The 17,893-nt window shown below is 68.4% G+C and carries 17 protein-coding genes; 12 read left to right on the top strand and 5 right to left on the bottom strand.

The genetic code is table 11. The features are described from left to right. The first annotated feature begins 32 nt into the window (after positions 1–32). From atpA to MOX01_RS12610, 9 genes are all read left to right on the top strand, one after another. Complete coding sequence (gene atpA, locus MOX01_RS12655) at positions 33–1,673, top strand: F0F1 ATP synthase subunit alpha (RefSeq protein ID WP_046748242.1); 1,641 nt, start codon at positions 33–35, stop codon at positions 1,671–1,673. Between the two features lie 19 nt (positions 1,674–1,692). Beyond that, positions 1,693–2,589 (top strand): F0F1 ATP synthase subunit gamma, encoded by an 897-nt coding sequence (locus MOX01_RS12650; RefSeq protein ID WP_046748243.1) that lies wholly within the window; start codon positions 1,693–1,695, stop codon positions 2,587–2,589. Between the two features lie 21 nt (positions 2,590–2,610). After that, positions 2,611–4,065: a F0F1 ATP synthase subunit beta gene (gene atpD, locus MOX01_RS12645; RefSeq protein ID WP_058631290.1), complete on the top strand. Its 1,455-nt coding sequence runs from the start codon at positions 2,611–2,613 to the stop codon at positions 4,063–4,065. Positions 4,066–4,067: 2 nt separating this feature from the next. Further along, positions 4,068–4,328: a F0F1 ATP synthase subunit epsilon gene (locus MOX01_RS12640; RefSeq protein WP_141369985.1), complete on the top strand. Its 261-nt coding sequence runs from the start codon at positions 4,068–4,070 to the stop codon at positions 4,326–4,328. Positions 4,329–4,404: 76 nt separating this feature from the next. Beyond that, on the top strand, positions 4,405–5,151 hold the full coding sequence (locus MOX01_RS12635) for a YaaA family protein (protein ID WP_141369983.1): 747 nt from the start codon (positions 4,405–4,407) through the stop codon (positions 5,149–5,151). Positions 5,152–5,292: 141 nt separating this feature from the next. Further along, entirely contained in the window at positions 5,293–6,159 is an 867-nt protein-coding gene (locus MOX01_RS12630) for a DUF5684 domain-containing protein (RefSeq protein WP_174799779.1), read from the top strand. Positions 6,160–6,458: 299 nt separating this feature from the next. Further along, positions 6,459–7,256 carry a PP2C family protein-serine/threonine phosphatase gene (locus MOX01_RS12620; protein ID WP_046748247.1) on the top strand — a complete coding sequence of 266 codons (798 nt, stop codon included), beginning with the start codon at positions 6,459–6,461 and terminating at the stop codon, positions 7,254–7,256. Between the two features lie 58 nt (positions 7,257–7,314). After that, complete coding sequence (locus MOX01_RS12615; protein ID WP_141369979.1) at positions 7,315–7,851, top strand: hypothetical protein; 537 nt, start codon at positions 7,315–7,317, stop codon at positions 7,849–7,851. Then, on the top strand, positions 7,806–10,073 hold the full coding sequence (locus MOX01_RS12610) for an FtsK/SpoIIIE domain-containing protein (RefSeq protein ID WP_141369977.1): 2,268 nt from the start codon (positions 7,806–7,808) through the stop codon (positions 10,071–10,073). Before MOX01_RS12615 ends, MOX01_RS12610 begins: the two co-directional genes overlap by 46 nt. Before the next feature lie 33 nt (positions 10,074–10,106). On the opposite strand, the gene MOX01_RS12605 is transcribed toward MOX01_RS12610, so the two are convergent. After that, complete coding sequence (locus MOX01_RS12605; RefSeq protein WP_141369975.1) at positions 10,107–11,102, bottom strand: asparaginase; 996 nt, start codon at positions 11,100–11,102, stop codon at positions 10,107–10,109. A 67-nt stretch (positions 11,103–11,169) separates the two neighbouring features. Between MOX01_RS12605 and MOX01_RS12600 the strand changes: the two genes are divergently transcribed. Continuing rightward, on the top strand, positions 11,170–11,664 hold the full coding sequence (locus MOX01_RS12600) for an OsmC family protein (protein WP_058631286.1): 495 nt from the start codon (positions 11,170–11,172) through the stop codon (positions 11,662–11,664). Positions 11,665–11,693: 29 nt separating this feature from the next. On the opposite strand, the gene MOX01_RS12595 is transcribed toward MOX01_RS12600, so the two are convergent. After that, positions 11,694–12,491, bottom strand: coding sequence for a lysophospholipid acyltransferase family protein (locus tag MOX01_RS12595; protein WP_046748251.1), 798 nt, complete (start codon positions 12,489–12,491; stop codon positions 11,694–11,696). Between the two features lie 123 nt (positions 12,492–12,614). Between MOX01_RS12595 and MOX01_RS12590 the strand changes: the two genes are divergently transcribed. Both MOX01_RS12590 and dxr read left to right on the top strand, forming a co-directional pair. Next, positions 12,615–13,577: an FKBP-type peptidyl-prolyl cis-trans isomerase gene (locus MOX01_RS12590; protein ID WP_141369973.1), complete on the top strand. Its 963-nt coding sequence runs from the start codon at positions 12,615–12,617 to the stop codon at positions 13,575–13,577. 37 nt (positions 13,578–13,614) lie between these two features. Beyond that, entirely contained in the window at positions 13,615–14,697 is a 1,083-nt protein-coding gene (gene dxr / locus MOX01_RS12585) for a 1-deoxy-D-xylulose-5-phosphate reductoisomerase (protein ID WP_141369971.1), read from the top strand. Between the two features lie 72 nt (positions 14,698–14,769). On the opposite strand, the gene MOX01_RS12580 is transcribed toward dxr, so the two are convergent. The 3 genes from MOX01_RS12580 to MOX01_RS12570 form a co-directional block, all read right to left on the bottom strand. Continuing rightward, the gene (locus MOX01_RS12580) at positions 14,770–16,392 is read right to left on the bottom strand and encodes a Mur ligase family protein (protein ID WP_174799783.1); all 1,623 of its coding nucleotides are present in this window, start codon (positions 16,390–16,392) and stop codon (positions 14,770–14,772) included. Positions 16,393–16,484: 92 nt separating this feature from the next. Beyond that, a complete protein-coding gene (locus MOX01_RS12575; RefSeq protein WP_058631282.1) occupies positions 16,485–17,159 on the bottom strand; it encodes a YcnI family copper-binding membrane protein in 675 nt (224 codons plus the stop codon). Between the two features lie 93 nt (positions 17,160–17,252). Continuing rightward, entirely contained in the window at positions 17,253–17,837 is a 585-nt protein-coding gene (locus tag MOX01_RS12570; RefSeq protein ID WP_141369967.1) for a hypothetical protein, read from the bottom strand. Positions 17,838–17,893 lie beyond the last annotated feature (56 nt).

Genomic DNA, 17,893 nt, shown 5'->3' with positions numbered 1-17,893 from the left:
GGAACCGCGCACCCAGATACAAAGGGAAGACAATGGCAGAACTATCGATCAGCCCCGACGTCATCCGTGACGCGCTGAAGGACTTCGCCGCCGCATACGAGCCCACCGCGGCCGGTGCGACCGAGGTCGGCACCGTCGTCGACGCTGCGGACGGCATCGCTCACGTCGAGGGACTGCCCGGCGTCATGGCGAACGAGCTCGTCGTCTTCGCCGACGGCACCAAGGGTCTCGCGCAGAGCCTGAACGAGCACGAGATCGGTGTCGTCGTCCTCGGCGAGTTCACCGGCATCGAGGCCGGCCAGGAGGTAACCCGCACGGGTGAGGTCCTCTCGGTCCCCGTCGGTGACGGTTACCTCGGCCGCGTGGTCGACCCGCTCGGCAACCCGATCGACGGACTCGGCGCGATCGAGACCGAGAGCGTCCGCGCTCTCGAGCTCCAGGCGCCCGGCGTCATGCAGCGCAAGTCGGTGCACGAGCCGATGCAGACCGGAATCAAGGCGATCGACGCGATGATCCCGGTCGGCCGTGGTCAGCGTCAGCTGATCATCGGTGACCGCCAGACCGGCAAGACCGCCATCGCGATCGACACGATCATCAACCAGAAGGCCAACTGGGAGTCCGGCGACGTCAACAAGCAGGTCCGTTGCATCTACGTCGCGATCGGCCAGAAGGGCTCGACCATCGCCTCGGTGAAGGGCGCGCTCGAAGAGGCCGGCGCTCTGGAGTACACCACGATCGTGGCCGCTCCCGCGTCCGACCCTGCCGGCTTCAAGTACCTGGCTCCGTACACCGGTTCAGCCATCGGCCAGCACTGGATGTACGGCGGCAAGCACGTCCTCATCATCTTCGACGACCTGTCGAAGCAGGCTGAGGCCTACCGTGCCGTGTCGCTCCTCCTGCGTCGTCCGCCGGGCCGCGAGGCATACCCGGGTGACGTCTTCTACCTGCACTCCCGTCTGCTGGAGCGTTGCGCGAAGCTGTCGGACGAGCTGGGTGCCGGTTCCATGACGGGACTCCCGATCATCGAGACCAAGGCGAACGACGTCTCCGCGTACATCCCGACCAACGTGATCTCGATCACCGACGGCCAGATCTTCCTGCAGTCCGACCTCTTCAACGCCAACCAGCGTCCGGCGGTCGACGTGGGTATCTCGGTGTCGCGAGTCGGTGGCGACGCGCAGGTGAAGTCGATCAAGAAGGTCTCCGGAACGTTGAAGCTGGAGCTCGCGCAGTACCGCTCCCTCGAGGCCTTCGCGATGTTCGCATCCGACCTCGACGCGGCTTCGCGTCGTCAGCTGTCCCGCGGTGCGCGTCTGACCGAGCTGCTCAAGCAGCCGCAGTACTCGCCGTACCCCGTCGAGGAGCAGGTCGTCTCGATCTGGGCCGGAACGAACGGCAAGCTCGACACGGTCGAGGTCGAGGACGTGCTCCGGTTCGAGCGCGAACTGCTCGACTACCTGCGTCGCAACACCAAGGTTCTCGACACGCTGCGTGAGACCAACGTCCTCGATGACGCCACGGTCGCAGAGCTCGAGAAGCAGACGGACGCCTTCGTCCTGGAGTTCCAGGGTGGCAAGGGCCACGCGATCGGCGCCCCCGGTCACGAGGAGCACGCCGCAGCCGAGGCTGAGGACGTCAACCAGGAGAAGATCGTCAAGGGTCGTCGCGCGTAATCGCGTGAGGTACTGAGATATGGGCGCTCAACTCCGGGTCTACAAGCAGAAGATCTCTTCTGCTCAGACGACCAAGAAGATCACGAAGGCGATGGAACTCATCGCGGCTTCGCGCATCCAGAAGGCGATGGCACGCGTCAAGGCGTCCACCCCCTTCGCGCGAGCCGTGACGAGGGCCGTGTCGGCCGTCGCGACGCACTCGAACGTGGATCACCCGCTGACCCGCGAGTCCGAGAACATCACCCGCTCCGCGGTCGTGATCTTCTCCTCGGACCGCGGTCTCGCCGGAGCCTTCAACTCGCAGATCCTCCGTGAGGGTCTCGAGGTGGCAGAGCTCATGCGCGAGCAGGGCAAGGAGCCGGTGTTCTACCTCATCGGCCGCAAGGCCGTCGGATACTTCCAGTTCCGACGGATCGCTGCGGCCGCGGAGTGGACCGGCGACACCGACACCCCGTCGTTCCACACCGCCGAGGAGATCTCGGCGACACTGCTCGAAGCGTTCTCCCGTGGAGGACAGGACGGCGGCGTCGATGAGATCCACCTCGTGTACAACCGTTTCGTCAGCATGATGACGCAGTCGCCGGAGTCCGTGCGTCTGCTCCCGCTGGAGATCACGGAAGCCGATGAGTCGGAAGCCGGTAACACCGTTTACCCGCTGTACGAGTTCGAGCCGGACGCCGAGACTGTTCTCGACGCGATCCTGCCGGTGTACATCCAGAGCCGCGTCTTCAACGCTCTCCTGCAGTCGTCCGCCGCCAAGCAGGCAGCGACGCAGAAGGCGATGAAGTCGGCCAGCGACAACGCCGACAAGCTCATCACCGACTACACCCGTCTGCGCAACAACGCGCGTCAGGCGGAGATCACGCAGCAGATCGCCGAGATCGTCGGCGGGGCCGACGCTCTCGCGAGCAAATAGACCATCAGGAAAGAGACGAAAATGACCCTCACCGCTCCGGCTGACCAGCCGGCGACCGCGGTCGTCGGGCGCGTCGCACGCGTCAACGGTCCGGTTGTCGACATCGAGTTCCCGCACGACTCGATCCCCGACATCTACAACGCGCTGAAGACCACCATCGCGATGGGCGAAGAGTCCACCGAGATCACTCTCGAGGTCGCTCAGCACCTGGGCGACGACCTCGTCCGCGCCATCGCGCTGAACCCCACCGACGGCATCGTCCGCGGACAGGAAGTCAGCGACACCGGCGAGGCCATCTCGGTCCCCGTCGGCGACGTCACCAAGGGCAAGGTGTTCAACGTCATCGGCGAGGTGCTGAACCTCGAGCCCGGTGAGACGATCGAGGTCACCGAGCGCTGGCCCATCCACCGCAAGGCGCCGAACTTCGACCAGCTCGAGTCCAAGACTCAGATGTTCGAGACCGGCATCAAGTCGATCGACCTCCTGACCCCGTACGTGCTGGGTGGAAAGATCGGTCTGTTCGGTGGTGCCGGTGTCGGCAAGACCGTCCTGATCCAGGAGATGATCCAGCGCGTCGCGCAGGACCACGGTGGTGTGTCGGTGTTCGCCGGTGTCGGTGAGCGTACCCGTGAGGGCAACGACCTGATCCACGAGATGGAAGAGGCGGGTGTCTTCGACAAGACCGCCCTCGTCTTCGGCCAGATGGACGAGCCGCCGGGGACGCGTCTGCGCGTCGCCCTGTCGGCTCTGACGATGGCGGAGTACTTCCGTGACGTGCAGAAGCAGGACGTGCTGCTCTTCATCGACAACATCTTCCGCTTCACGCAGGCCGGTTCCGAGGTCTCCACGCTGCTGGGCCGCATGCCCTCCGCCGTGGGTTACCAGCCGAACCTCGCCGACGAGATGGGTGTGCTCCAGGAGCGCATCACCTCGACGCGCGGCCACTCGATCACCTCGCTGCAGGCGATCTACGTGCCCGCCGATGACTACACCGACCCGGCTCCGGCGACCACGTTCGCCCACCTCGACGCGACGACCGAGCTCTCTCGTGAGATCGCCTCGAAGGGTCTGTACCCGGCCATCGACCCGCTGACCTCGACGTCGCGCATCATGGACCCCCGCTACTTGGGCGAGGACCACTACCGCGTCGCGACGACCGTCAAGCAGATCCTCCAGAAGAACAAGGAGCTGCAGGAGATCATCGCCATCCTCGGTGTCGACGAGCTCTCCGAGGAAGACAAGATCGTCGTGTCGCGTGCGCGCCGCATCCAGCAGTTCCTCTCGCAGAACACCTACATGGCCAAGAAGTTCACGGGCGTCGAGGGTTCGACCGTCCCGCTGAAGGAGACCATCGAGTCGTTCGACGCGATCACCCGCGGTGACTTCGACCACGTGGCCGAGCAGGCCTTCTTCAACGTCGGTGGCATCTCCGACGTGGAAGAGCAGTGGGCGAAGATCCAGAAGGAGAACGGCTGACCATGGCGCTGCATGTCAGCCTCGTCTCCGCTGATGCGGAGGTCTGGACGGGAGAGGCGAGCCTCGTGGTCGCCAAGACCGTCGAGGGTGAGATCGGCTTCATGTCCGGCCACGAGCCGGTGCTGGCCATCCTCGCCGAGGGCCAGGTTCGCATCACCCAGTCGGATGGCACCAAGGTGCTGGCCAACGCTCAGGACGGGTTCCTCTCCATGGAGGGCGAGACCCTGACGATCGTCGCCGGCAACGCGGCTCTCATCGCCTAGCCGCATCTGTTCCACGCGTCCGCCTCGGCACCCTCAAGGGTCCCGAGGCGGACGCGTCTGTATCCACCGAGGTTTCATGAAGATCCTGCTCCCGCCGTCCGAGACCAAGCGCGAGGGTGGCGACGGTTCGCCACTCGATCTCGAGTCGCTCGAGCTGCCGTCTCTGTCGGCGCATCGCACAGCCGTCATCGATGCGCTGATCGAGCTCGCCTCCGATGAGGAGACTGCCCGTCGGGTGCTCAAGTTGAGTGAGCGTCAGAGCGGCGACATCGCGCACAATCGGATGCTGCGCTCAGCGCCCACGATGCCGGCGATCGATCGCTATACGGGGGTGCTGTTCGATGCTCTCGATCCCCGATCCTTGTCATCAGCCTCCCGCAGATGGCTCGGTGAGCATGTCTTGATCCACAGTGCGCCCTTCGGTCCTGTCGGTGCTCTGGATCAGGTGCCCATGTACCGGCTCGCGGCGGGGACGTCGGTTCCCGGGCTTCCTGCCCTTCGACGCCACTGGGCCACCGCGACATCCGCTGCTGTGGCGGAAGCCGCACCCGCGTTCATCCTCGACTTGCGGAGCGAGGCCTATGCCGCGTTGGGCCCCGTGCCCGATTCGGTCGCTTCTGCGTACGTCCGTGTCGTGACGGAACAGGGGAGAGCCCTCAATCACTTCAACAAGAAGTCCAAGGGCTTGCTCGTGCGTGCGATCGCCGAGGAGCGACCGCGCGTCACGTCCGCTCGGGGCTTCCGTGCGTGGGCGGACAGGCGGGGGCTGGTCTTCCGGGACGGTGAGGACGACGGTGTCTGGGAGCTGGTCGTCGAGGAGTGACCGGCTCACCGTGGGCGATCGCGTTCCGCGGGAGAGATTCCCCCGAACGCGCCCGACGGCGTAAGGGACATGCGCGGAAACCCCGGGAAGCGCTAGTGTGTTCAGCGCATGATGACCCATCATGAACTTCTGGAGGGAACCATGAACGACTACTACGGCTATGACGGCCTGTCAGGCGGCGCGGTCGTCGCGTTGATCCTGGTCTACACGATCCTGCCACTCGCCATCTACGCGCTCTACTCGTGGTTCTACATGACGATCTTCGAGAAGGCAGGCGTGCAGGGCAAGTGGCGCGCCTGGGTGCCGGTCTACAGCACCATGATCTTCTACAAGCTCGGTGATCTGAGCCCCTGGCTCGTCCTGTACCTCATGGGCGCCGGCATCGTCGGGGCGATCATCCCGTTCCTCGGCTGGTTCCTGATCCTCCCGCTCGTCGGCATCGCCGGTCGCGTCATCGACCTGATCGCCGCATGGCGCGTCGGTCTGAAGTTGCAGAAGGACGCCGTCTGGGTCGTGCTCTACTTCTTCCTGCCGCCGGTGTGGCTCGGTATCAACGCCTTCGACAAGTCGCGGTGGAACCCGGCCATCCAGCCCGCGTCCTGGGCAGCGAACGGCCTGCTCGGAGACCGGACGGTCTGGGACGGCATCCCCGCTCAGGCATCGGCTGCAGCTCCCAACGCTGGTTACGGTTCGCCCCAGGGCTACGCTCAGCCCGGCCCGCAGGGCTACGCCCCGCCGGCACAGCCCGGTTACGCGCCGCCTGCACAGCCCGGTTACGCGCCGCCTGCACAGCCCGGTTACGCGCCGCCTGCTGCACCGGCAACCGGCGCACCGGTCCCTCCGGCCACTCCGCCCGCGGCACCGTCGGCTCCGCCCGCGGCACCGTCGGCTCCGCCCGCGGCACCGTCCACCCCGCCCGCGCCGCCTGCGCCCCCGACGGCTCCGCCCGCCGCACCGCCGGCTTCGCCCACCACTCCGCCCACGGATCCCACACAGCCGCCGGCGTGATCATCTGACGAGATGGCATCGTCTGGCACAGAGCCCTCGACTCCTGTCGGGGGCTCTGTGCTGTTCCGGCTGGTTCTCCACCCGCAGCGCCCGCTAACGTGGACGATATGCTTTCGTCCCCGTACCGCGCAGGCACGCCCGGTCACATCTTGCTTCTCGGCTCAGTTCTCGCGGGCTCGCTGCCTTCGTCGGCGGCTCCGGACGCACGAGCGTGATCGCGGTGTACGTGACTTCTACTACGATGTGTTGTGAGTATCCTGCGACCGTCCGACCCGCCGCAGGCCCATCGGAGGCAGCACGTGGCTGAGACGAAGACGCAACGGATCACGGTTGCGCAGCGCACGCTGCTGCTCTCCTGGTCCGGTATCACCGATCAGGGGCGCCGTCGCGAGACGAACCAGGACGCCTTCTTGGCCGACTATCCGCTGTTCATCGTCGCAGACGGCATGGGCGGCCATGCCGGTGGCGAGATCGCGAGTCAGAGCACGGTGTCGCGCCTCCAGGCCATCGTCTCGTCGGGGAAGGTCGATCGCCCGTCGATCGAGAGCGCACTCGAGCTGGCTGTCGGCGACATCGCCGACCACCCCGAGACCACCGACGAGGGCACGGGCACCACGCTCACGGGCGTCTACCTCGATACCGAGGGCGACGAGGCCCAGTGGATCGCCTTGAACATCGGCGATTCCCGCGTCTACCTCCTTCGGGATGACAAGCTGGTGCAGATCACGACGGATCACTCGGTCGTGCAGGAACTGATCACGGCAGGCAAGCTCAGCCCGGAGGAAGCCGAAGGGCACCCCTACAGCAACGTCATCACCCGCGCGGTGGGAGCGAGCGAACTCACGGCGCCGGACTACGTCTCCATCGACGTGCGACCCGGTGACCGGTTCGTCGTCTGCTCCGACGGGCTCACCAAGGAGCTCACCGACTACGGGATCCAGCACTTCCTCCGCGAGCACGACGACCCGGGGGCGGCCGTCGATGCGATGCTCGCGGCGGCCCTGGAGAACGGCGGTCGCGACAACGTGACGCTCATCATCGTCCAGGTAACGTCTGAGGACGACTCCTCCTCCCCGATCGAGGACACCGCTCAATAGTGTCCTGAGGCTGTGGAGACTGCTCGCCCACGGCCTGCGATGCGATCGACTCGAGGGCATGGATTCCCTCCCGATCGCCTTGCCGTCCGCGCAGGCACCACATCACCGCGCTCCTGTGCCGTTCCTGGCCGCTATCGTGCCGATCGCCGCCGGCGTGGTGCTGTGGTCGATCTCGGGCTCGCTCCTGGCTCTGTGCTTCGCGGCACTGGGGCCCCTGATGATCGGGGCATCGCTGGTGGACGCGGCTCGCCTCCGGCGTCGGGAGCGGCGACGCGGAGAGCAGAAGATCGAGGAGGGGTGGGGCACGGCGGAGGCCGAGCTGGTCCGCCGTCACAGCGAGGAGCGCAGGGCGCTGTGGCAGCGCCGCCCTGACACCGCGACCTGCATCGTGCGATCCCCGCTTCGAGGAACGCAACCCGTCGATGAGGAGACCTGGGTCGTCGTCGGCTCGGGCCCGACAACGAGCGAGGTCCGTTGCACCGGGGCGAAGATGAGCGCGGACGAGCCTTCCGCGAACGATGCCGTGTCATCGACGCCGCGCCCGTCGTCGTGCCGCTGGGGGGAGGGATCTGTCTCAGAGGAGCGGGTCCGCTGACGGCCGCCGCCGCGCGAGCTCTGATCCTGCAGCTGTGTCTACGCTTCGGGTCCGCGCAGTTCTCGCTCGTTCCGACAGGTGGCGTCGACCTCCTCGAGGTCGATCTCGTCGGCTGGGGACTCGGCGGCCTGCCCCATGCACGACGGACTCGTCGCAGGGCGTTCCGGCTGGGGGTCGGGCCCTGCGCCGGGGAGAGACCGGACGCGGACGCGCTGATCTGCACAGCCGCTCCCGGTGAGGAGGTGCCGGAGGGTGTCACGGCGGTGATCGACATCGTGGAGCCGGGGCTCGCAACGCTGCGTACGGCGAGCGGGATGACAGCCGTCGCCGTCGAGTTCCTCTCTTCGAGGCAGGCCGAAGTGCTGTCCAGCGAGATCGCGCACCGGGGTGACGAGGCAGGCGCGCCTCCCGATTCGGTGGCGCTTCGCGAACTCGAACAACCGCACGAGGTGGAAGGGCTGGCGGCGGCGATCGGCCGGGGCGAGCGGGGGAGCATCGTGGTCGACATCGTCGACGACGGTCCTCACGCGCTCGTGACCGGCATGACGGGGACGGGGAAGAGTGAACTGCTCGTGAGCTGGGTCGCCGCGATGGCCTCGGTACACGGGCCGGACCGGGTGACCTTCGTCCTCGCGGACTTCAAGGGCGGCACCGCGTTCGAGCCGCTGCGTGCACTTCGGCATGTCGTCGCCGTCATCACGGATCTCGATGACGCGGGGGCACGACGTGGCGTCTCCAGCCTCACGGCGGAGCTCCGCCGACGGGAGGCACTGCTCGCGGCGGCGGGGGCTCGCGATGTGCGGGAGGTCTCGATACCGAGGCTGGTGATCGTCGTCGACGAGTTCGCAGCGCTGCTCGCGGAGCACGCCGACCTGGGCGCGGTCTTCACCGATATCGCCGCCCGTGGCCGTGCGCTCGGCATGCATCTGATCCTCGGCACGCAGCGAGCTTCCGGTGTGGTCAGAGATGCCCTGGCGGCGAACTGCCCCCTTCGCATCAGCCTCCGCGTGAGCGACGCTGCCGACAGCCGGCTGATGCTCGGCAGCGAGGCGGCAGCAGCGCTCCCCGGGGACCCGGGATCACGGGGGCTCGCTCTGGTGCGGAGACCGACGGACCAGGAGGCCCTCGCTCTGCGGGTCGCCCTGACGGAGGCATCCGACCTCCGAGAGGTGGCGAAGCGATGGGCGGCAGGAGGTCAGCCGTCCAGTCCCTGGCTGCCGTCGTTGCCCTCGCTTCTCCCACTCGGTGAGCTCCTCGGCGAGGCCGGCGTGGGGTCCGACACCGTGGTCATCGGACGCGCTGACGACCCCGACCGGCAGGCGCAACCTCCGGTTCTCCTGCAATGCGGGCGCGAACGGGGGATCGCGGTTCTGGGCGGGCCCGGTTCCGGCCGAACCACACTGCTGAGGACTGTGGCAGCCCAGTGCGATGACACCTCATGGATGTCCGGCGATGCCGAGGAGGCGTGGGATCTGCTCTCCGCATGGGCGGACGGCAGCCGGCGACCTCCGACCGTGGTTCTCTGCGACGATGTCGATGTGCTGGTGGGGAGCCTGCCGCCGGAGTACGGCCATCAGCTCGTCCAGCGCTGGGAGCAGGTGCTTCGCACGGCCCACGGCACGACCTTCGTGGTGACCGCGGCCAGGGCGAGCGGCGCCTGGGGACGTATGCTCGATCTCCTGCCGCGTCGCGCGCTGCTGCGTATGTCGACGAAGCTGGAGCATCTGGCGGCAGGAGGCGAGCCGTCCGGATTCCTTCGTGATCGTGCTCCGGGGCGCGCGAGGATCGGCGATCAGGAGGTTCAGCTGGCGTGGGCCGACGAAACGGAGTCCCATCGGCCCGCGGACCAGACGGCAGCGGTGTGGCGGCCGACGTCCGCGCTCACAGCGATCGTCACCGCCGGGGCCCAGGAGGTCATCGCCCGTCTGCGTCGCGCGCATCCGGACTGCGAGGTGAGGGAACCGGGGGCGGAGCCGGCGGAGACGGATCGGCCGTGCGTCGTGGTGGGCGATGCGGAGGCTTGGCAGCGGAACTGGACACTATGGCAACGGGTGCGATCCCTGGGCGAGGTCCTCATCCGCTGCGAGCGTCCGGCTGATCTCCGCCAGTTGATCGGCGCCCGCGAGTTGCCCCCGTACGCCCGTCCGCATGCGGGTCGAGCGTGGTCCGTGATCGGGGCTGAGCTGCCACGAAGAGTGCACGTGGCCGAGCTGTCGCCGTGAGGAGCTCTGGGAGGTCGGAGGTGGGGCTCCCGGTCAGATGCCCGCGCCAGGGCGGATGGCACCGACGTCGGCGCCGCCGCCGAGCACAGTGAGGGGGAGAGCCTCGCCGAGGGCGGCCACATCCGCATCGGTCAGACCGCCCGCGCGCGCCAGGAGGGTGGCGGCCACGATCGTCGAGGCACGAGTCGCGCCGTCGAGCATCTTCAGAGCCACCGTCGTCCCGTTCGGGGAGACCATGACCATGACGCCCTCGGCGCCGTGCTTCGTGAACACGCCCAGCTTCTCCGTCGCGATCGTGTCAGGGCGACCCGGGCCCTCGATCGTCCACGGGTTCTCCCGTACAGCGCGAACCAGGGAACCGGCGACGCGATGCAGGGCGAACGGCGAGCGGTCGGACGCCGTTCCGATCCGATGGATCGCGCGTGCGAGACCGGTCAGGGTCGTCGCATGTACGGGCGCGCCGCACCCGTCGATCGCGGTGTGCGCGATCTTCTCACCCGTGAGGCGCTCGACGACGTCCCTGATGTGCTGCTGCAACGGGTGGGCGGGGTCGAGGTAGCCGTCGGTGGGCCAGCCGGTCGCGACACAGGCGCGGAGCATCGCGGCGTGCTTGCCCGAGCAGTTCATGCGCACGCGCGTGGGCTCACCGTGCTCGCGCACGAGCTCATCGCGCGTCGAGGAGTCGCTCGGCCACGACGCGGGGCAACCCAGGTCGTCCTCTGTCAGTCCGCCCTCTGTGAGGATGTCGCGCACCACGGACGCATGCCGATCGGTGCCGACATGGCTCGCCGTCGAGAGCGCGAGCTGTTCGCCCTCGAGGACGGCGCCCGCCGTGACGCAGGCGATCGCCTGCAGCGGCTTGAGGCTCGAACGCGGCAGGATCAGGGCGTCGGCGTTGCCGTGGAGGGCGACGATGTCTCCGTCGGGGGAGAGGACGACGGCCGCGCCGGCGTGGCGGGATTCGACGAATCCGCTCCGCTCGACGACGGCGAGTTCCACGGAATCCTGAACGGTGAGAGTCTCCAGCACCCGTCAACTCTAGCTCGGCGTGCGAGGCTGCTCGCGTCGCGTCGGACGAGCCTGACAGACTGGTCGCATGGCAGAGACCAGTCCTCGCACTCTCGGCGAACACCGCTATGCGCTCACATCGACCTGGACCGGCAACACCGGTACCGGGACAACGGGATACCGCGACTACCGACGCGATGTGACGATCGAGATCGAGGGCAAGCCCGATCTCCTCGCCTCCGCGGACAAGCCCTTCCGCGGCGACGCGTCACGCTGGAATCCGGAGGACCTGCTGCTCGCGTCGCTCTCCGAGTGTCACCTGCTGTCTTACCTCCACGCGTGTGTCACGGCCGGCGTCGTGGTGGTGTCCTATCGCGACCGGGCGACAGGAATGATGCGCGAGGACGGAGCGGGCGGAGGATCGTTCGTCGAGGTGATGCTGCATCCTGAGGTCGTCGTCGCCGAGGAGTCGATGATCGAGGCTGCGGAACGCGCCCACACCCAGGCGAACGAATGGTGTTTCATCGCGAACTCGATGAACTTCCCCGTGCGTCACGAGGCGAGGGTCAGCGCTCTCTCCTGAGCCGCGCCGCGATCGCGACGACGGGACGGTCAGCGACGCTCGTGCGGAAGAGCCTGCTTGATCTTCTCGATGGTTCCCTGCGCGGGAGCCTCGTTGTACGCACCCGCGAGCTCCTGGCCGGAGAGGCCGTGGATCGCGGCCATGATCTGGTCGGTCGCGAGGCGCCGAGCGCGCCCGCTGGTGGCCGGGCCGTGCGGCGAGAGGTCGAGCGGCTCGCCGAAGCGCACCGTGATGCGCTCCTTGAGCGTCGGCATCTTCGCTCCGACCGGCATCACCTTGTCGGTGCCGATGAGTCCGACCGGGACCACCGGAGCGCCCGTCTGCAACGCGAGGAACGCGACTCCCGTGCGGCCCTTGTACAGACGACCGTCGGTGGAGCGGGTGCCCTCGGGGTACAGGGCGACGGCCAGGCCCTCATCGAGGAGCTGGCGCTGGAGGTCGAGGGCATCGAGCGCGGCCTGTCCCGCTCCCCGGCGCACGGGGATCGCGCCGATCGACTCGAAGAAGGTCTTGCTCATCCAGCCCTTGAAGCCGGTGCCCTCGAAGTACGCCGACTTCGCCAGGAAGTGCACGGGGCGGGGCGCGGCCACCGGGATCGCTATCGAGTCGATGAACGAGAGGTGGTTGCTCGCGAAGATCACGGGGCCTTCGAGCGGCACGTTCTCTCGCCCCTCGATCCGCGGCCGATAGACCAGACGAGCGAGCGGGGTGATGAGGCTCCGCCCCAGGGTGTAGGCGAACCCGGCGTGACGGGGCTTCGCAGTCGTCTCGGGTGAGGATTCCTCTTCTGACGAGGCTTCGGGCTCGACGGACTGCTCAGAGGTCATCAGAGCAGATTACTCCCGGATCCATGCCGGCGTGGGAATGAAGACTTGCGCCGCGCCTCCCAGCGCGGGCAAAGGGGTATGAGGCAGGATGGAGGTTCCCGCCCGCGATCCTGAGGTCTCACTGTGCGCAAGCGTCCGCTCCTCGTCCTGTCCACTGTCGCTGCGGCGACCCTCCTGCTGGCCGGCTGTGCCGGTGGCGGTGCGCCCGAGAGCTCGGGCACCCCTTCGCCGTCCGCGTCGAGCGGGTGTCTGCTGAACGCGCAGCCCGGAGAGACGTCGGATGCGGTGACGGTCGATGGCGAAGGTGACGACGCGAAGATCACCGTCCCCGCCGATGCCGCCTTCGCTGACGTGGAACGGACCATCGTGGCCAAGGGCGATGGCGATGAGGTGCTCGCGAACGATCTCGTCGGCGTGAAGTTCCAGATCGTGGATGCCGCGACCGGCGAGGTGGTCGACTCCTCCGCCCGGAACGAAGGCGGCGAGGCCTCCGTCCTCCTCGACCAGAACAGTGCGTCGCTCTTCATCGCCGCGCTCGAGTGCCAGCCGCTCGGCACACAGGTGGTGCTCGCGCTGCCCGGCAAGGTCTTCGGTGACGGCGGCACGAACAAGGTCGTCTATGCGGAGGCGGTCGAGAAGCTGCCGGAGGTGGCCACGGGCACCCCGGTCGACCCGACGCCCGGCATGCCGACGGTGAAGCTCGACGACAAGGGCGCTCCGACCGTCACGATCCCGGACGGCGACGCGCCGACCGAGACGAAGGTCGCCGTCCTCAAGCAGGGCGATGGTGCGACCGTGGGCACGGGCGACCTCGTGGTCGTGCAGTACCTGGGCGTGAAGTGGTCCGACGGCAAGGAGTTCGACTCCAGCTGGAGCCGCGATGCCGCTCCGACGCAGTTCCAGACCACGGGCGTCGTCGCGGGCTTCCAGAAGGCGCTCGAGGGTCAGAAGGTCGGCTCGCAGGTCGTCGTCGTCATGCCGCCCTCCGACGGGTACGGCGCGAGCGAGGGACACGAACTGCAGAAGGAGAGCCTTGTGTTCGTCGTCGACATCCTCGCGACGACACCGGTTCAGGCTCAGCAGTAGCCGCTGCGGAGCCGCGGGCGTGACCTAGGCTGGCGGTATGCGTCGCGTCATCGTCCTCGGCTCCACCGGCTCCATCGGCACCCAGGCACTGGATGTGATCCGTGCCAATCCTCGTCGCTTCGAGCTGGTCGGTCTCGCCGCTGGTTCCAACGCCGAGTTGCTGGAGGAGCAGGCCGCGCAGTTCCAGGTCGAATCCACCGCTCTCGGTGCTGTCGAGGCGGAGCAGCTCGTCCGTGACGTCGAAGCCGATGTGGTGCTCAACGCCATCACGGGCTCGATCGGACTCGGGCCGACGCTCGCCGCCTTGAAGGCGGGCCGCACTCTCGCCCTCGCGAACAAGGAATCCCTCATCGTCGGTGGCGACCTGGTGCTCGCCGCCGCTGCCCCCGGACAGATCGTCCCGGTGGACTCCGAGCACTCGGCCCTCGCGCAGTCTCTGCTCGCGGGCACTCATGCCGAAGTGCGCCGTCTCGTCGTCACCGCGTCCGGCGGCCCGTTCCGAGGACGCAGCCGTGGCGAGCTGACCCAGGTGACTCCGTCGGAGGCGCTCGCGCATCCGACATGGGACATGGGACGCATGGTCACGACGAACTCCGCGACCCTGGTGAACAAGGGGCTCGAGGTGATCGAGGCGCATCTGCTCTTCGACATCGCCTACGACGACATCGAGGTCGTGGTCCACCCGCAGTCGATCGTGCACTCGATGGTGGAGTTCATCGACGGGTCCACCATCGCACAGGCCTCACCGCCCGACATGCGCCTGCCCATCTCGCTCGGTCTGGACTGGCCGCACCGCGTCGGAGGCGTAGGGCGACCGCTCGACTGGTCCGCTGCGACCTCATGGACGTTCGAACCGCTCGACGGCGAGGCCTTCCCGTCCGTCGCTCTCGCGAAGTCGGTCGGACGCGCCGGCGGCACGTTCCCCGCGGTCTACAACGCGGCGAACGAACAGGCTGTCGACGCCTTCCACGAGGGCAGGCTCTCGTTCCTCGGGATCGTCGACACCATCGCCCGCGTCGTCGACGCGCATGACGCGCCCGATGTGCTCACCGTCGAGACGCTCGCCGAGGCGGAGGCCTGGGCGCGCGCGACGGCGGACCGGATGATCGCTGCGGCCTGACCGCGGGGGGCATCCTCGTCGCATCGTCCTGCACGTCGGCACCGGAGCGCGGGTGCGCCCCGGTGATCCCGATCAGTCTTCGTCGGGGTAGGGGACGGGCCAGCGGGAGTCGGGAACGGGCCACCCGGCCGCGCGGAGCGCACGACGGGCGAGCTCGCGTGCGGAGTAGGGAGTGCGGACACCGCGGATGTCGCGGTAGTCCTGATGACCCGGTCCCGCCCAGAGTATGGCGTCGCCGTCGCCGACCAGGCCGACGGCGGTGACGATGGCGTTCTCCGGCGGTGAGGCCTCATGGATCTCAGCGTCCGGTCGCGCGCGGCGTGCACCGTCGATGAGAGTGGCCCGGATGGATGCGGGGTCCTCGAAGCGGGGGTGGTGGTCGGTGACGACGAGGATGTCGCTGCCCTCCACGGCTGTGCGCGCCATGTCGAACCGCTTGCTCGCGTCCCGGTCGCCATCGGCGCCGAACAGCATCAGCACCTTGCCGGGAGTCACGCGGCGGACGGCGGCGAGTGTCTTCTCGAACGCGTCGGGGGAGTGGCCGAAGTCGACGAAGACCGCGGGGCCCGTGTCGCCGGAGACCAGTTGCGTGCGTCCTGGCAGATAGGCGCGGATGCCGCCGTCGCGGGTCAGGGCCTCGGTGATGCGATCCCAGGCATAGCCGCCCTCGAGGAGCATCACGATCGCCAGAGCCGCATTGGCGGCCATGTGCGGACCGATCACCGGGACCGTCGTCGTGAGGGAGCCGGCCGGACCGGTCATCGTGAACGTGGTTCCGGCCGCACGCTCGTCGTCGATGACGACGACCCAGTCCGCGGCGCGGGCGGCCTCGGGGTCGGCGGCGATCGACGGAGTGCCCACCGTGACGACGGGGATCTCGGAACGTTCGACGACGATCGCTCCCGACGGCGAGTCGAGGCAGATGACGCCCCGCTTGGCGCGGTCGGGACGGAAGAGCGGCAGCTTCGCCTCGAAGTACTCCTCCATGTCCGCGTAGTCGTCGAGATGGTCGTGGCTGAGGTTGGTGAATCCGGCGACATCGAACAGGATGCCGTCGACGCGGTGACGGGAGAGAGCCTGCGCGCTGACCTCGACGGCGACGGCCTCGACCGCTCGCTCCCGCATGAGAGCGAGCAGTGCATGCATCTCGGAGGCCTCGGGGGTGGTCAGGCGCGACACGATGACCTCGCCGGCGATGTGGCGCTCCGCAGTGGAGGAGAGTCCGGTGACGACGCCGATCTGGTCGAGGATGCCCTCGAGCAGGTGGGACACGCTGGTCTTCCCGTTGGTCCCGGTCGTCGCGAACAGCAGAGGAAGCGGATCGTCCGCGCCGGTGCCGTAGACCCAGGCGCTGAGGTCGCCGAGGACCGCGCGAGGATCGTCGACCACGAGGATCGGGAGGCCGGCGGACTCCGCGATGACCGCTCCGGCCTCGTCGGTGATGACGGCGACGGCGCCCTTCTCGGCGGCGGTCGCGGCGAAGTCCGCGCCGTGCCGGTTGACGCCCTGGATCGCGACGAACGCCTCGCCGGGGCGCAGGTCCGCGGTGGCGAGGGTGATGCCGGTGAGGGCCACGCCGTCGACATCGCCGCGGACGGTGCGGGCGAAGCGGGAGGCGAGTTCGGACAGCTCACGCCGGGGCGGGTTCGCGGGGCGGAGCACGGGAGGCAGGCTCGGTTGTTGTTCAATCGACATGGCGCATCAATGATCTCATGACCGGGGTGAGAACCCCTCGCGAGCGGCCTCTCGCGCGCCGGATCCCGGAGCACGAGAGGCCGCTCCCACGGTCAGGCGCGACGGCGGTAGGCGACGATCGCGACGACCAGTCCGGCGAAGCCGGCAAGCAGCCCTCCGGCTCCGAGCGCCACGCCCAGGGGGTCGGACGCCGTGGCCGGGCTCGAGGCCTCCGCCGCGGCATCGGATCCGGCGTGCTCACCGTGTCCGTCCGCTGCGGCAGCGGTCACCGAGACGACCGGCGCCGGCGCATCGAGGCTGTGCGGATCTTCGCCGTTCTCGGCGAGCTGCGTCCACTCGGTGGCACCCTCGACGCACGTCTGCACGACGGGGAACGCCAGAGTGTCCGGTGTGTCCTCATCCAGTCCGACGCCCATGCTCACTGCGCCGCGGAGATCCGTGGGAACGGGCGCGACCGCGGTGTAGGTGACAGCGCTGACGAGACCGTCGTCGCCCCGTTCGACCTGGATGTCCCAGTCGGAGTCCATGGTCGGTGAGACGGACGCGAGACCCTCTGGCATCGTGATGCGCAGCGCGGTCGTCGGCGAGTTCTCACAGCCGTGCGAGAACGAGAACGTGAGGACGCCGTGGTCCCCGGCGGCGAGCTCGTCGGGGCTGACCCCGACGTGCGCTCCGGCCATGAGGGGTGCGGTGACGGCAAGGGCAAGGCCGCCGACGAGGCCGGTGGTGGCGAGGCGCAGACGGTGGGTACGGGTGTTGCGGGTCATGAGATCTCCTGATCGATGTGCGGGCACGCCGATGGCGCGTCTCCGCGAAAGGGATGCCACGCGTGTCCGGGTGGCGTGTTCGAGTGCGACGGATCAGTCGCGCAGGAGAGCAGGGGGTCCGCGTCGCGGCAGAGCGGACGAGACCGCGGCGTCGAACGGCGAGAAGACCATCGAGCGCAGACGCGCCGGACGGCGGTGCAGCGCGGGCACCACTGCGGACGCACGTCGGAGGAGGGCATCGACCCAGCGCGCGACCACCCGGACGATCGCCTCGCCGTGCCACACCAGCAGCGTGGTCAGCACAGCCGCGACGAGGTGCGCCGAGAGCATGAGCGCGCCGGGGGCCGCAGCAGGGGACGGCGATGCGAGGAGGGAGAGGTCGAGGTGATGGGCGTGTCCACCGCCGGCGATCGGCGCCGCCACGGTGGGCGACCCCAGCACCTGGAACACGACGTGGAAGGCGGCCTGCCCGAGGAACACGGCGAGGGCCACCCTGGCGCGTGACTGTCGGACTCCGACCAGGAGAGCCGCGAGCGGGGTGATCAGGCTCGTGACCGCGACGATCAGCAGCACATGCGGAGCCGCACCGCCCCCGAGCGTGTGGGACAGCGCCGCGAGCAGTGTCGCCACGGAGGAGACGGCGGCAGCACGCACGAGTCGCAGATGCCGGGCATTCACGCTGACAGCCTAGTCGTGCCGCAGCGCCGGGCGGATTCCTAGCTGGGGGCACTAAC

This window comes from Microbacterium oxydans (assembly GCF_006540085.1).
Classification (GTDB): Bacteria; Actinomycetota; Actinomycetes; order Actinomycetales; family Microbacteriaceae; genus Microbacterium; species Microbacterium oxydans.
Note: the sequence above shows the minus strand (reverse complement) of the source record. Positions and strands in the feature narration are given on the sequence as shown.